The sequence below is a fragment of the Streptomyces sp. Root431 genome (genome assembly GCF_001426585.1).
GTDB classification, from domain to species: domain Bacteria; phylum Actinomycetota; class Actinomycetes; order Streptomycetales; family Streptomycetaceae; genus Streptomyces; species Streptomyces stackebrandtii.
In genome coordinates this window covers 385436-399057 of record NZ_LMEI01000011.1, presented here as the reverse complement: position 1 = coordinate 399057, position 13622 = coordinate 385436, and the positions used below count along the sequence as shown (strand labels likewise).

14 protein-coding genes are annotated in these 13622 nt (G+C 72.2%); 3 read left to right on the top strand and 11 right to left on the bottom strand.

Annotated features, from left to right (window positions below):
* The first annotated feature begins 250 nt into the window (after positions 1 to 250).
* Positions 251 to 1642 carry an aldehyde dehydrogenase family protein gene (locus tag ASC82_RS21510; protein WP_056650466.1) on the top strand — a complete coding sequence of 464 codons (1392 nt, stop codon included), beginning with the start codon at positions 251 to 253 and terminating at the stop codon, positions 1640 to 1642.
* A 149-nt stretch (positions 1643 to 1791) separates the two neighbouring features.
* On the top strand, positions 1792 to 2874 hold the full coding sequence (locus tag ASC82_RS21505; protein WP_056650464.1) for a Zn-dependent alcohol dehydrogenase: 1083 nt from the start codon (positions 1792 to 1794) through the stop codon (positions 2872 to 2874).
* 46 nt (positions 2875 to 2920) lie between these two features.
* Here the strand turns inward: ASC82_RS21505 and ASC82_RS21500 are convergent, their stop codons facing one another.
* From ASC82_RS21500 to ASC82_RS21455, 10 genes are all read right to left on the bottom strand, one after another.
* Positions 2921 to 3841, bottom strand: a complete 921-nt coding sequence (locus ASC82_RS21500; protein ID WP_242427722.1) for a PDR/VanB family oxidoreductase — start codon at positions 3839 to 3841, stop codon at positions 2921 to 2923.
* Positions 3838 to 5355, bottom strand: a complete 1518-nt coding sequence (locus ASC82_RS21495) for a cytosine permease (protein WP_242427721.1) — start codon at positions 5353 to 5355, stop codon at positions 3838 to 3840. The genes ASC82_RS21500 and ASC82_RS21495 overlap by 4 nt, the downstream gene beginning before the upstream one ends.
* The gene (locus tag ASC82_RS21490) at positions 5352 to 5660 is read right to left on the bottom strand and encodes a Rieske (2Fe-2S) protein (protein WP_056650458.1); all 309 of its coding nucleotides are present in this window, start codon (positions 5658 to 5660) and stop codon (positions 5352 to 5354) included. Before ASC82_RS21490 ends, ASC82_RS21495 begins: the two co-directional genes overlap by 4 nt.
* Positions 5657 to 6562, bottom strand: a complete 906-nt coding sequence (locus ASC82_RS21485; protein ID WP_056650456.1) for an iron-containing redox enzyme family protein — start codon at positions 6560 to 6562, stop codon at positions 5657 to 5659. The genes ASC82_RS21490 and ASC82_RS21485 overlap by 4 nt, the downstream gene beginning before the upstream one ends.
* Positions 6559 to 7362 carry a dihydrodipicolinate synthase family protein gene (locus ASC82_RS21480; RefSeq protein WP_056650444.1) on the bottom strand — a complete coding sequence of 268 codons (804 nt, stop codon included), beginning with the start codon at positions 7360 to 7362 and terminating at the stop codon, positions 6559 to 6561. Before ASC82_RS21480 ends, ASC82_RS21485 begins: the two co-directional genes overlap by 4 nt.
* A gap of 27 nt (positions 7363 to 7389) precedes the next feature.
* Positions 7390 to 7923 carry a DUF6190 family protein gene (locus ASC82_RS21475; protein WP_056650439.1) on the bottom strand — a complete coding sequence of 178 codons (534 nt, stop codon included), beginning with the start codon at positions 7921 to 7923 and terminating at the stop codon, positions 7390 to 7392.
* Positions 7913 to 9091: a pyridoxal phosphate-dependent aminotransferase gene (locus ASC82_RS21470; RefSeq protein ID WP_056650848.1), complete on the bottom strand. Its 1179-nt coding sequence runs from the start codon at positions 9089 to 9091 to the stop codon at positions 7913 to 7915. Before ASC82_RS21470 ends, ASC82_RS21475 begins: the two co-directional genes overlap by 11 nt.
* 221 nt (positions 9092 to 9312) lie before the next feature.
* Complete coding sequence (locus ASC82_RS21465) at positions 9313 to 10047, bottom strand: DsbA family protein (protein WP_079039397.1); 735 nt, start codon at positions 10045 to 10047, stop codon at positions 9313 to 9315.
* A gap of 51 nt (positions 10048 to 10098) precedes the next feature.
* Positions 10099 to 10899 carry an MBL fold metallo-hydrolase gene (locus ASC82_RS21460; protein WP_056650436.1) on the bottom strand — a complete coding sequence of 267 codons (801 nt, stop codon included), beginning with the start codon at positions 10897 to 10899 and terminating at the stop codon, positions 10099 to 10101.
* Between the two features lie 22 nt (positions 10900 to 10921).
* On the bottom strand, positions 10922 to 11860 hold the full coding sequence (locus ASC82_RS21455; protein WP_024758612.1) for a DMT family transporter: 939 nt from the start codon (positions 11858 to 11860) through the stop codon (positions 10922 to 10924).
* A 121-nt stretch (positions 11861 to 11981) separates the two neighbouring features.
* On the opposite strand from ASC82_RS21455, the gene ASC82_RS21450 reads away from it, so the two are divergent.
* A complete protein-coding gene (locus ASC82_RS21450) occupies positions 11982 to 12650 on the top strand; it encodes a TetR/AcrR family transcriptional regulator (protein WP_056650432.1) in 669 nt (222 codons plus the stop codon).
* Positions 12651 to 12674: 24 nt separating this feature from the next.
* Here the strand turns inward: ASC82_RS21450 and ASC82_RS21445 are convergent, their stop codons facing one another.
* Positions 12675 to 13466, bottom strand: coding sequence for a TetR/AcrR family transcriptional regulator (locus ASC82_RS21445; RefSeq protein ID WP_079039396.1), 792 nt, complete (start codon positions 13464 to 13466; stop codon positions 12675 to 12677).
* Between the last annotated feature and the right edge of the window lie 156 nt (positions 13467 to 13622).

Here is a 13622-nt window from a genome sequence, read left to right as displayed (position 1 = left end):
GGGAATTACCGGAGGTCCGACGGGTGCCGGCGCGAGCGGGCCGAGGGGCACGGCCACGGCGCAAGGAGGCTTCCGCCAGTTCCGGGGCCGCACGGCTGTGCGGGGCGTCCGTGGACAGGGCCGGCGCCGGGGCGGCACGATCGGTTCGGCAGTGAGACCGGGGGCACTCCGCGGACCCTGGTGCCAGAAAACTAACAGCGCTAGTTTGGGTCGGAGCGGCGAACCCGTCGGTAACGTGAGGAGACAGCGGATGAAGGCCCACGACGCGATGTACATCGGCGGGGAGTGGCGTCCCGCCGCCTCGACGGAGACCGTCCCGGTGATCAACCCGGCGGACGAGCAGGTCATCGCCCACGTCCCGGCGGGCACCGCCGAGGACGTCGACGCCGCCGTACGCGCCGCCCGCGCCGCGCTCCCCGGCTGGGCCGCCACGCCGCCCGCCGAGCGCGCCGCCCGCATCACGGCCCTGCGCGACGCGCTCGCCGCCCGCGCGGAGGAGATCGCCGCCACCGTCACCGCCGAGCTGGGCGCCCCGCCGCAGCTCGCCGCCGCCGTCCACGCGGGCCTGCCGATCGCGGTCGCCGGCACGTACGCCGAACTGGCCGCCACCCACTCCTTCGAGGAGAAGGTCGGCAACTCCACCGTCTACGCCGAGCCGGTCGGCGTCGTCGCCGCGATCACCCCCTGGAACTACCCGCTCCACCAGATCGTCGCCAAGGTCGCCCCGGCGCTCGCCGCCGGCTGCACGACCGTCCTCAAGCCCGCCGAGGACACCCCGCTCACCGCACAGCTCTTCGCCGAGGCCGTGCACGAGTCGGGCCTGCCCGCCGGCGTCTTCAACCTGGTCACCGGCCTCGGCCCGGTCGCCGGGCAGGCCCTCGCCGAACACCCGGACGTGGACCTCGTCTCCTTCACCGGCTCCACCGCCGTCGGCCGCCGCATCGGCGCCCTCGCGGGCGGCGCCGTCAAGCGGGTCGCCCTCGAACTCGGCGGCAAGTCCGCCAACGTGATCCTGCCGAGCGCCGACCTCCCCAAGGCCGTCGCCGTGGGCATCGCCAACGTCATGTCCAACTCCGGCCAGACGTGCAGCGCCTGGACCCGGATGCTCGTCCCCGCCGAGCGGTACGAGGAGGCGGTGGCGCTCGCCGCCGAGGCCGTCGCCAAGTACGTCCCCGGCGAGCGCGTCGGCCCCCTCGTCAACGCCAAGCAGCGGGACCGCGTCCGCGGCTACATCGAGAAGGGCGTCGAGGAGGGCGCCCGGCTCGTCGCCGGCGGCCCCGACGCCCCGCGCGAGACCGGCTACTACGTCTCCCCGACCGTCTTCGCCGACGTCACCCCGGACATGACCATCGCCCGCGAGGAGATCTTCGGCCCGGTCGTCTCGATCATCCGGTACGAGGACGAGGCCGACGCGCTCGCCATCGCCAACGGCACCGAGTACGGCCTCGCCGGAGCCGTCTGGGGCGAGCCCGCGGAGGCCGTCGCCTTCGCGCGCCGCATGGAGACCGGCCAGGTCGACATCAACGGCGGCCGGTTCAACCCGCTCGCGCCCTTCGGCGGCTGGAAGCAGTCCGGCGTCGGCCGGGAGCTCGGCGCGCACGGCCTCGCCGAGTACCTCCAGACCAAGTCCCTGCAGTTCTAGGGCCTGTCTGACAATTCCCGCCGGGTCCGGCCCGCCCACGTAGCTCCGCTACGAGGGCGTCCCGGCCGCACGCCGATCGCACGCACCGAACGACCCGGCCTGATCCGACGCCAATTGTCAGACAGGCCCTAGGAACCGAGGAGAGACGCGTGATCCGCGCCGCCGTCCTGCCCGCCGTCGGCTCTCCCCTGGAGATCACCGGCATCGAACTCCCCGAGCCCGGCCCCGGCCAGGTCAGGGTCCGGCTCGCCGCCGCCGGGGTCTGCCACTCCGACCTGTCCCTGTCCAACGGCACCATGCGCGTGCCCGTCCCGGCCGTCCTCGGCCACGAGGGCGCCGGCACCGTCGTGTCGGTCGGCGAGGGCGTCACGCACGTCGCCCCCGGCGACGGCGTCGTCCTCAACTGGGCGCCGTCCTGCGGCAGCTGCCACCCCTGCTCACTCGGCGAGGTCTGGCTCTGCGCGAACGCCCTCGCCGGCTCGGCGAACATCCACGCCCGCACCGAGGACGGCACCGAGCTCCACCCCGGACTCAACGTCGCCGCCTTCGCCGAGGAGACGGTCGTCGCCGGGAACTGCGTCCTGCCGGTCCCCGACGGCATCCCGCTCACCGACGCCGCCCTGCTCGGCTGCGCCGTCCTCACCGGCTGGGGCGCGGTCCACCACTCGGCGCGGGTCAGGGAGGGCGAGACCGTCGCGGTGTTCGGTGTCGGCGGGGTCGGCCTCGCCACGCTCCAGGCCGCCCGGATCGCGGGCGCGTCCACGATCGTCGCGGTCGACGTCTCCCCGGAGAAGGAGGCCCTGGCGAGGGCGGCGGGCGCCACCGAGTACGTCGTCGCCTCCGAGACGACGGCGAAGGACATCCGGAAGCTGACGGGCGGGCAGGGCGTCGACGTGGCCGTCGAGTGCGTCGGCCGCGCCGTCACCATCAGGACCGCCTGGGACTCGACCCGCCGCGGCGGCCGCACCACGGTCGTCGGCATCGGCGGCAAGGAGCAGCAGGTCACCTTCCACGCCCTGGAGCTCTTCCACTGGGGCCGCACCCTGGCCGGCTGCGTCTACGGCAACTCGAACCCGGCCGAGGACCTGCCCGTCCTCGCCGAGCACATCAGGGCGGGCCGGTTCGACCTCGGAGCCCTCGTCACCGAGCGGATCACCCTGGAGGGCATCCCGGCGGCCTTCGACAACATGCTCGCGGGCAAGGGCGGCCGGGCCCTGGTCGTCTTCCCCTGACACGCGGGCCCGCACCACCCGGCGAAGGTGGTGCGGGCCGCGTCCGTCACAGGTCCAGGACGAGGCGCGGGCCGCACGAGCGGCCCACGCAGATCATCATCGTGGTCCCCGACGCCTTCTCGTCCTCGCCGAGGACGGAGTCGTGGTGCTCGGGCGTCCCCGCGACCACCTTCGTCTCACAGGTGCCGCACCACCCCTCCTCACAGGAGTACGCGACACCCGGCACCACCTCCCGCACGGCGTCGAGCAGGCTCCGCCCGGACTTCACGCGCAGAACCCGCCCGGTCCGCCGCAGCTCGACCTCGAAGCCGCCCTCCGCCGCGGTCACCTCGGCGGACCCCGCCCCGAACCGCTCGCTGTGCAGCGGCCCGGACCACCGCTCCTCCACCGCCCGCAGCAGCCCTTCGGGACCGCAGCAGTACACGGCCGTGTCCGGGGCGAGCCCGGCGAGGACGGCGTCCAGGTCGGGCAGCCCCGCCGTGTCCTGCGGGACGAGCGTGACCCCGGGGAGCGCGGCGAGCTCGTCGCGGTACGCCATCGCCGCGAGGCTCCGGCCCCCGTACAGCAGGGACCACGTACCCGGCGGGAGCGAGCGGACCATCGGCAGGAGCGGGGTGATGCCGATGCCGCCCGCGATGAACAGATGGCGCTCCGCCGGCACGAGCGGGAAGCGGTTGATCGGGCCCCGGACCCCGAGGATCGTGCCCTCGCCGACCGCCGTGTGGAGCTCCTCGGAGCCGCCCCGGCCGGCGGGCTCGCGCAGGATCCCGAGCCGGTACGTGCTCCGGTCCGCCGGGTCGCCGCAGAGCGAGTAGTGCCGGACCGTCCCGGACGGCAGCGTCACCTCCAGATGAGCGCCGGGCTCCCACGGGGGAAGTGCGGCGCCCGTGGGGTCGGCGAGCAGCAGCCCGAGGACGCCCTCGGCCTCCCGGACGGCCGACCGGACCGTGAGCCGAATCGTCGTCATGGCCATGTGTCTCCTCGGGGCGGGGCGGCGGCCCTTCCCGGTCCGGGGAAGGACGGCAGGTGCGGTGGCAGCAGGGGCTCCGGCCACACGCGGCACAGCGCCGCGTACAGCGCGGCGGCGACCGCGAAGGAGGCCGGCAGGCTCAGGTCGACGCCGTCCGTCAGCCCCGTCAACGGGCCGGTGTACAAGGGGTTGTTGACCCACAGGAGCCCGACGGCCGAACCGGCGGCGAAGGCCGCGGCGGCCCGCGGATTGACCCCGTGCGCGTACCAGTAGCGCCCGCCCCCGCCGGTGGTGAAGGTGCGCAGCGCCTCCGCGTCGTACCGGCCGCGGTGGAGCACGTAGCCGACGGAGAGCACCGCTGCCCACGGCGCGACGACCGTGAGGAGCAGCGTCACGAACGCCGACATCGCGTCCATCGCGTCGTAGACCACCGCCCCGACGTAGAGCACGGCCGCGGCGAGCAGCGCGACGACCGCGGTGACGCCGGCCCGCGAGGCCCGCCAGAACACCGAGTTGGCGGAGAGCCCGGCCGCGTACAGGCACAGTCCGGCCTGCGGCAGGGTGCCCGCGAAGCCGAAGACCACGACCGCCACCGCGAACCAGCCGGGGACCGCGTCCGTCAGGCCCTGGAGCCACGGCACGTCCGGGACGGGGAAGAGGGTCGTCACGTACGCGCCGGTGAGCAGCGCCGCGAGGCTGCTGAGGAACATGGAGATCCCGCTGGCCCGGACGACCCGCCCGGTGGACGTGCCGGAGGGCATGAAACGGGTGTAGTCGCCCTGGAAGGTGGCGTACGACAGCGGCATCGCCGCGGCGGCGGTGGCCGCGAGCAGCCAGGTGTGCAGGACGCTGCCGAGCGCGAGCGTCCCGCCGGGCTGCGCCGCGTGACCGGCGAATCCGGCGTCGAAGCGCGGGGCGAGGACGAGCACGGTCCCGAGCAGGACGATCCCGCCGGTGATCGCGGTCACCCGGTACGTACGGACGAGCGTCTCGTGGCCGCGTACGGCGACCAGCGCGACCGCGGCCGCCGTCACGCCCATCGCGACCGTCAGCGCGCCCGGTCCCGTCGGGGTCGACAGCAGCCGGTGGCCCGCGACCATGACGGCGGTGCCGCCCGTCCAGACGGCGATCGCGAAGAAGCCGAGCGCCGTCACCACCGTGATGACGTTGCCGACGATCCTGCCGCGCACCCCGAAGTGCGCCCCGCTGGCCAGGGGGTCGTTGGCGCCGGTACGGACGCCGAAGCGGGCGAGGGGCGCGAGCAGCAGCGAACCGACGGCGACGCCCACGGCGATCGCGCTCGCCGAGGCCCACCAGCCGAGGCCGAAGACCACGGGCAGCGCGCCGAGCACGACGGTGCCGAAGGAGAACTGCGCGGAGGGCCAGATCCAGCCGAAGTCGGCGGGGGAGGAGGTCCGTTCGGCCTCGGGCACGGGCGCGATGCCGTCGTGCCCGACCGCCGCACGGGGCGGCGTCACGATCGACGCCGCCCCGGTCGGTGTGGTGGTCACGGGGCGCCCCCGGGGGCGCCGTCCTGCGTGTCGGGCAGCACGTCGACGACCCGGAGGGCGGCGCACGCGGCGCCCGAGGTCCGCTCGCCGCTCGCCAGATCGAAGGTCGTGTGGTGCAGGGGGCAGGTGATGCGCAGCCTGTCCCCGTCGACCCTGCCGTACTTGAGCCGGCCCCCTCGGTGGGGGCAGACGGCGGAGGCGAGCACCTTGTGGCCGCCGGCCTCGACCAGGACCAGTTCCTCGGTCACCTGCCGGACGACGGGCTCGTCGGCCCCCCGCCGGCGCCCGGCGGGCACGGCCGTCATCCGACGGTCTCCCGCGCCCGCGCGACGGCCGCCTCGGTGGCGGCGCCGACGATCTCGGAGGCCAGTCGCACGCCCGCCCAGATCTTCGCGAGATCCGGCTCGTCGAGCGCCCGGATCGCCGTCCGCATGTGACTGCTGTGGTACGTGTCGATGTAGAGGTGCTCGGTGTAGTACGCGTCGTGGGCGATGCCGAGCCGCCGGGCCGCCCGGGCGTAACTCTGGAACGCGTAGAGCACGCTCGTCTCGAAGTAGGCGTACGCCCCCAGGAAGTACTGGGGCGAGGGCGCCCGGCTGGCCAGCCAGTGGAACATGTTGACGTAGGCGTAGCACTCGGGGCTCGTCGTATCGAGGTAGTCGTCGAGCCGGGTGCTCATGCCGAGCTCGGTGAGCAGGTCCCGGTAGAGCTGGGAGTGGGCCTTCTCGTCGTTGCCGCAGCCGAGTTCGTCGATGAGGACCCGGAAGACCGCCATGCCCGAGCGGTACGGAAGCCGGGGCACGACCGGGAGCAGCGACTCGGACTCGGTGAGCCCGTCGAGGGCGAACTGCGCCACCACGGCCTTGAACTGTTCCAGCGTCGCCTGCTCGGCGAGGAAGGTCGCGCTCTCCGGGAGGGCGGCCTCCTCCTCGGCGAGGAACTCCTTGAGCGCCCCGAGCAGTTCGCCGGCGTTCGCGAATCGGGGCGCCGCGGCCTCGTGGCCGCGGGCCACGGGGAGGATCCAGCGTTCCTCGATCGCGGCCATCGATCCGTAGTCGCCGAGGCTGGGCACCCGCCGGTAGAAGGCGTGCAGGTCGCGCTGGGCGGTCGCGGCGGGGGCCGTGACGGAGTGCGCGACGACCGGGGCGCCGGTGGAGACGGAGAGGGACGCAGAGGTGGAGGGGGAGGCGGAGGGCGTGGCGCTCATGCCGCCTTGACCTCCTCGTGCGTGGTGGGGGAGCTGATCACGCCGCGCCGGTGCAGTTCCTTCTTCACCCAGCGGTACCAGTCGTCGCGGAAGACCCCGTACCGCTCGCAGACGGTGTTGATCTCCGCCTGCCGGTCGGGCGTCGGGTCGACGAGCATGCGGTTGCAGAGCCCGGGTTCGATGTTGGCCAGCGGACCGATGAAGCCGTCGATGCCGTGGGCGTCGACGAGGAGGTTCTCCCAGCCCTCGAAGACCGGTATCCCGGTCTTCGCCTCGGCCATCCTCCGGGTGAACGCGGCGTCCCCGCTGGACTCCTTGATGCCGACGATCCCGGGGATCTCACAGATCCGCAGCAGGGTGTCGAACTCGATCCGGTTGCCCGACAGCGCCTCCTCGTTGTAGAGGAAGATCGGGATGTCGAGGGCGGCACGGATGGCCAGGTAGTGGTCGACGATCCGGTCCTGCGTCACGTCCGCGCCGAACGGCGTGGTGACGACGACGGCGTCGACGCCGATCGCGGCGGCCGTGCGGGCCCGGTCGATCACCGAGTCGGTGTCCGGGAGCTGGATCCCGGCGAGGACGGGCAGGCCGCCGGAGTGCTTCACGGTGTACGTGACCACGTCCTGCCACTGCTTGGCGTCGAGCTTCCAGCCCTCGCCGGACGTCAGGGCCGGCATGAGCCCGGCGACCTCGGCCTGAACGTGGCCGATGAGGCGGGCGACGCTCTGCTCGTCGACGGTGCCGTTCTCGTCGAGAGGGGTGATCAGCGGGACGATCGTCCCGGAGTAGGTGCCAGGCATGAGTGCGGTGCCCTTCGGGAGGTGGGTTCAGAGGTCTTCGGAGGCGACCGTCAGGACCAGCGAGCGCCGGTAGAGGTCCTCCAGGTACGGGGGGAACGACGGCTCCGCGACCGGCGCGGGCGCGCCGGCCCGGGCGATCGGGACGACGGGGAGTCCGGCGGTCCCCAGCAGCCGGGGGCTCGCGGTGTGCAGCGTGCCCCCTCGGCCGATGACCTGGGCGAGCAGCAGGCGCTCGTGCGTGGGCAGGCCGTCGAGCCCGGGAGCGGTGAAGGCCCGGCGGACGTCCGCCTCTTCGTAGGCGATCCGGTCGATGGCGAGGTCCGTGTGGAGGACGTCCATGAAGGGGTAGTAGTCGTCCTGGACCCCTCGTTCGTACGCCCACACGAGGTCGTCGCAGCGGCCGACCTGCTCCCAGCTCATGACGACCCGGCCGGCGGTTCCCGCGGCGAGGCGGTCCGCGAAGAAGGCCTTGGAGGCGACGCGGACGGCGTCGTTCTCGCTGTGCATCCCCATGAAGAGCGTGGCGTCGATGAACACCTCGGACGTGGCGTCAGGCCGCATAGCGCTCGAGCACCTTCCGCATCCGCTCCATGGCGCCGGCGAAGACCTCGGGCTCGCGGGCCAGGGCCAGGCGGACGTAACGCTCGCCCTTCGACTTCGTGTTCCAGTAGAAGAAGGTGCCCGGCAGGACGTACACCTCCTCGTCGAAGAGGACGGCCTGGAGCTGGGTGGCGGTCAGGTGCTCGGCGGTGATCCGGAACCAGGCGACGCTGGTGCCGACGACCGGCTCCTGGAACTCCAGGATCGTGCCGCTCAGCGCGGCGCGGGCGGCCTCGCCGTTGGTGCGGATGATGTCGCGCACGGAGGCGAACCCGTCGGCGATGGAGTCCTCGACGTACTCCGTGACCATGTTGAGGACGAAGGGCGAGACGTTCAGGAGGACGCTCGTGTGGAGGTTGTAGACCTCCTCCTGGATGTCCCGGCTGGCGGTGATCATGGCGCACTTGGCGTCCTGGATCGGCCAGGTCTTCCCGGTGTCCTCCATGACCATGTAGGTGACGCCGGACTCCTCCAGGAGCCGGTAGATGTCGACCCGGCCGATGCCCTCGTCGCAGAGCGCGAAGGAGGCGAAGCAGAAGTCCATGACGAGGACCTTGTCGTGGTCCACGCAGTAGCGGACGACCTCTCCGAAGCCCTCCAGCTTCTCGGCGAGGAGCGTGAAGCCGGTGGGGTTGTTCGGGTCGACGAGGTAGAGGGCGTCCGCGTCGACCTGCTCGACGAGCCGCTCGTAGATCGCGTCCTTGTCGTGCAGCGCGGACTCCGCGAGCGGGGAGATCGGCACCTGCATGTTGCGCAGCAGGTCGACGAGGTTGTCGAAGCAGGGCTCCACCAGCTGCACCGACTTGCCGCGCTGCTTGAGGAACATGCCGGCGACCATGGTCGACACGCTGGCCGAGTACGACAGGAGCGTGCGGTCCATCGCCCGGGCGGTGGGCTGCTGGTGCAGGCGGAAGAAGGCGTCCAGGAACTTGCGCTCGAAGTGGGCCTGCTGCTTCGACTCGGACTCGTGCCAGAGCTCGGGCAGCCGCTGCACGATCGCCTCCTGGGAGGCGGACTGCCGCTGGTGGGTGTGCGCGTCGGCAAGGTTGAACCGGGTCTTCAGCGCTTCGATCTCGTGCTGGGTGAGGTCGACGAAGGTGCTGACGTCTGCCTTGTCGGTCAACGACATGAAGAACACTCCCGCTGTCGATACGGATCTGCTTCCGGAATTCCGGCGGCGGGAACGACTTTAGGAGCTTCGAGCGGCCTTGCGAATAACGGCCGGGTCACGCATTTAATAATCACCGCGATGTTCTGCCGATGAAAAAAAGGAACGACGGTCCGGCATTCCGCGAAAGGAATGCCGAACCGTCGTTCCGGAGATTATGCCGCTATTGGCTGCGAATTCAACTACTCGGTGGCGGCCCGCAGCAGGATGTCCTCGTACACCTTCGCGTCGTCCGAGTTGATCACCGGCCAGCCGATGCCGTAGCCGCCCTCCCAGCCCACGTCGATGCCCGGGTTGGCGTAGTCGGAGCCGTCGGACAGGAACAGGTGCGGGCTGCAGTTCACCCGGTCGGTACGGGACACGGCGGCGTGGTCCGAGAGCGTCCGGCGCGCCCGGCCGTCGTCCAGCGCCTCGGCGAGGGCCTCGACGTCGACCGCGCCCGTGTTCTTGGCCACGTCGAGGATCACCTTGCGGTGGCTGATGGTGCGCGACTCGGCCCAGAAGGCCCGGCGCAGCCCGAGGTCGAGCTGCTCCGAGGCGTGCAGGCTCTGCTCCTTCGCGGCGAGGACCGCCTCCAGGGCCGGCAGCGTCGTCGACGGGTAGGACCAGTCCTTCGCCTGCCACAGCTGCCAGCCGGCGGCCGGCTCCAGGCTGGCCATCCGGGCGACCTCGCTGTCGGTGCCGGGGCGCGGGCTCGGGGCGTCGTTGAGCAGCTCCAGCGGGAAGGCGCGCAGGTCGAAGGAGACCTGCTCCGCCAGGCCGAGCCGGGCCCTGGTGGCGTGCAGCCGGTGGATGGCGATGTGCGCGAAGGAGCACCAGATGTCGGAGAAGACGGTGACCACCCCGCGCTGCGGGGTGAGGTCGACGGTGGCCGGGTCGAAGGCGGCCCGGGCGGTGGTGTCGGTCGGGTCGGGCATGGTTCTCCTCATTCGGGAAGCGGCCGGATTCGGGAGGCGGCCGGGCGGGGCTCAGTCGGTGGGGGACGCGTGGGCGTCGAGCGCCGCCTCGAGGTCGAGGTCGGCGCCGGGGAGCCAGGCGGGCAGGGAGGGGATGCGGGCGATGGCCTCGAAGAGCCGCGGCACGGCGTCCTCGCGGACGGTCGGCCCGTGGGCGCTGAGCAGCCGCGCCGGACGCAGCGCGGCCAGTGCGCGTACGGGCCGGAGGAACTTCTCCTCGTCGACCAGCGCGGTCCACGGGGCGATGGCCCGGTTCAGGACGTCGAATCCCTCGAAGAATTCCGCCTCGCTGAGATCGGCGAAGTCATGGGTTATTTCCTCGACCACGGTCCCGAAGCTGTCGGAGCTGTAGAGCGTGCCGTCGGAATGGTCGAACACGGCGAGTGTCCCGGGTGAATCGAAGGTGGGCGGCCGGTGAAAACTCAGCTCGCGGTCGCCGAGCTTCACACGGCTTCCCGGGTTCGCCGTCACCACCCGGTCCTGGGGAATGTCGAACTCTTCGGATATTCGCGTCAGGGATATCGCGTTGGTCAGCACCCGCGCACCCGGCGCGGTCTCCAGGATCCGCGCCAGGGCGCCGGTGTGGTCGCGGTCGTCGTGGGTGACGACGATCCAGCGGAGCTCTTCCGGATCGATCAGCGACCAGAGGGAGTCCAGGAAGCCCTCCCGGTCGACGGGCATGCCGGTGTCCACGAGGAACGGCTGGTCGGACCGGACGAGGAAGGCGTTGACCGGCTGGTCGCCGAGGCCGGGTATGGGCAGCGCCGAGGGGAGGACGTGGATGTCCGGCCCGGCGGTGTAGGAGGCTTTCATGGCACATCCCTCGGTCGGACGGTCAGACGAGCTGGATGGTCAGGGAGCCGGCGATCAGCAGGACGAGGCCCAGGGCGCGCGGCTTCGTCAGGGAGCGCTGGGGGAGCTTGAACAGGCCCTTGTGGTCGATCAGCGCCGAGGTGAGCTGCTGCCCCGTCACGGTGAGGGCGATGGTCACCGCCGCGCCGATGGTGGGCATGAGGAGGAAGGTGCCGGTGACGTAGGCGGCGGCGCACGCGCCACCGAGCCAGCCCCACCAGGGCATCTTCTTCAGCGGGGCGATCTTCGGCTTGGGCGTGCGGCGGGTCGCGTAGAGCACGAGCAGGACGACCGCGATCGTGAACGTCGCCACGGCGAAGCTGATCACGGCGACGGTGATGGGCTCCTTCAGCTGGGCGCGGAGCTGGGCGTTGACCGCGCCCTGCACGGGCAGGACGGCTCCGGCGAGGACACCGAGGGCGAGCCAGCCGGCGCGCCCGGCACTCGACATCTTCGGGGCGCCGGGAGGGGCCGCCGCCTTCATGCCCCGGATGATCACGACGATGCCCGCGAGCACGGCGAGGGCGCCGATGACGATCCCGGGGTTGAGGTCCTGCTGCTCGAGACCCAGGAGACCGAAGAGGTCGAGGGCGAGCGAGGCGAACATCTGGCCGGTGACGAAGAGTCCGACGGCGGCGAGGGCGCCGAGCCGGGGGAACAGCAGGATGCCGCTGGTGATGTAGAGGGGACTGGCCAGCCCGCCGAGCAGCTGCCAGGGCTCCACGTCGGGCAGCTTGCCGAGTGCGCCGAGCGCTCCGGCCGCCACCGCGAGCACGGTGAGGAGTCCGGTGGCGACGCCGAGCTGGATGGTCGAGGCGCCGTACGGGGTGCCGACGGCGGAGTTGAGCTGGAGGTTCACCGAGGCCTGGACGGCCAGGAGGCAGCCGACCAGCAGGGCCGCGGCGAGGAGCGCGGTGTGCATCTGGATCTCCCTGGGGCGGGATGGCGAGCGGTAAGTGGACACTGAGTCCGTTTAGCATGCCATGCAACCATCCAAGCGGACAAGGTGTCCACTTAGGGCTGAGGGAAGTAAGGTCTGGTCCATGAGCGACGACGAGCAGCGAGGTCGTGGAGCCTCCTCCGTGCACCGGGTCGGCGGGCTCCTCGGCGATCTGCAGGCGGCGGAGGAACAGCCGGTCGCGCCGCGCAGACGCGCGGACGCGGAGCGGAACCGTGCCCAGATCCTGGCCGCCGCCGAGCAGCTCTTCGCCGAGCGGGACCCCCGGTCGGTCACCATGGACCGCATCGCCAAGGCGGCCGGCGTGGGCCGCGCCACGCTCTACCGGAGCTTCCCCGACCCGCCCTCCGTCGCCGTCGCGCTCCTCGACGAGCACGAGCGCCGGCTCCAGGGCCAGCTGATCTACGGACCGCCGCCGCTCGGGCCCGGGGCGCCGGCGGGGGAGCGGCTCGCGGCCTTCTACCTCGCCATGCTCGACCTGCTGGAACGTCATCTGCCGCTGGCGCTGGGGGCGGAGACCGGAGCCGCGCGCTTCAGGACGGGCGCGTACGGATTCTGGCGCGTGCACGTCCGCACGCTGCTCGTCGATCACGGGGTCGAGGACCCGGACCCGATGGTCGACATCGCGCTCGGCCCGCTGGCGCCGGAGCTCTTCCAATTCCAGCGGCACGAACTCGGCCTCTCGACCGAGCGCATCGGCCGGTCGCTGACGGTCTTCGCCCGCCAGCTGCTGCGCTCCGGGCGCGGGAACTGACGGTGTGACCGCAGCCGACAGGTTCTAGGGGGTGGCGCCCGGCTCCTGGGCGGAGGGTGCGGCCGGGGCGGAGGTCTTCGGCGTGGCCGTGGGCGGGAACGTCGTCGGCGCCGGGAACATCGCCGGGGAGAAGGCCTTGACGGTCGACGCCGTCGTGGGCCGGGGCCGTCGGGCGGCCGGATGGACCAGGCCCGGCAGGATCAACTCCCAGATGCGGCGCAGACGTTCCTCCGCCGGGCCGAGGATGGCGCCGGTCCCGGTCGGCGGCCAGGTCTCGTCGTCGTCCGTCGTGCTGGGCGAGCGCATCTCCAGCTCCACGCCGGTGATCACGTAGCCGATCAGGGCCGCCACCGCGGTCGCGTCGACCCCGGGTCTTAACGCCTGTTCCGCGGCGGCGTACCGGGCGAGCCGCGCGACTTCGCGTCGCCAGGGACACTCCCCGGACGGCGCGGGGCCTGCGGCGTCCAGCTCGCGGGCCAGCCGCTCGCCCGCCCGTGCCGCGTGGTCGGTCTCGAAGAGCCGGATCAGCGCGTGCGTGGTGAGCACCAGCTTGTCGATCGCGGTGCCGCCCACGCCCTCCGTGGAAAGACAGGCCGACTCGACCGTGGTCCTGGTGACCGCCCGGGCCCGCCCCCGTACGGCGGTCGCCAGGTCCGCCTTGGTCGCGAAGTGGAAGACGAGGGCGCCGGTGGTCACCCGGGCCTCGCCGGCGATCCTGGCGAGCGACGCGCGTTCGTAGCCGAGTCCGTCGAAGACCCGCGCGGCCGCCGACAGGATCTCCTGTCTCGTCCGTTCCGCCCTCTGTTGAATCGCCATGAGCTCCCCCGTGGACTGTGCGAGAAGGTGCCGGAACGTAATGTTCCGGCTCGCGCCTGTGACCGTCTCGAAACTATCCGGCCGGGCGGCGGCGAAACGTCACGTCCGGCGCCTCAGGCCGGAAACGGAGCTTGACGGGCGTCTTCTCTCCAGGTC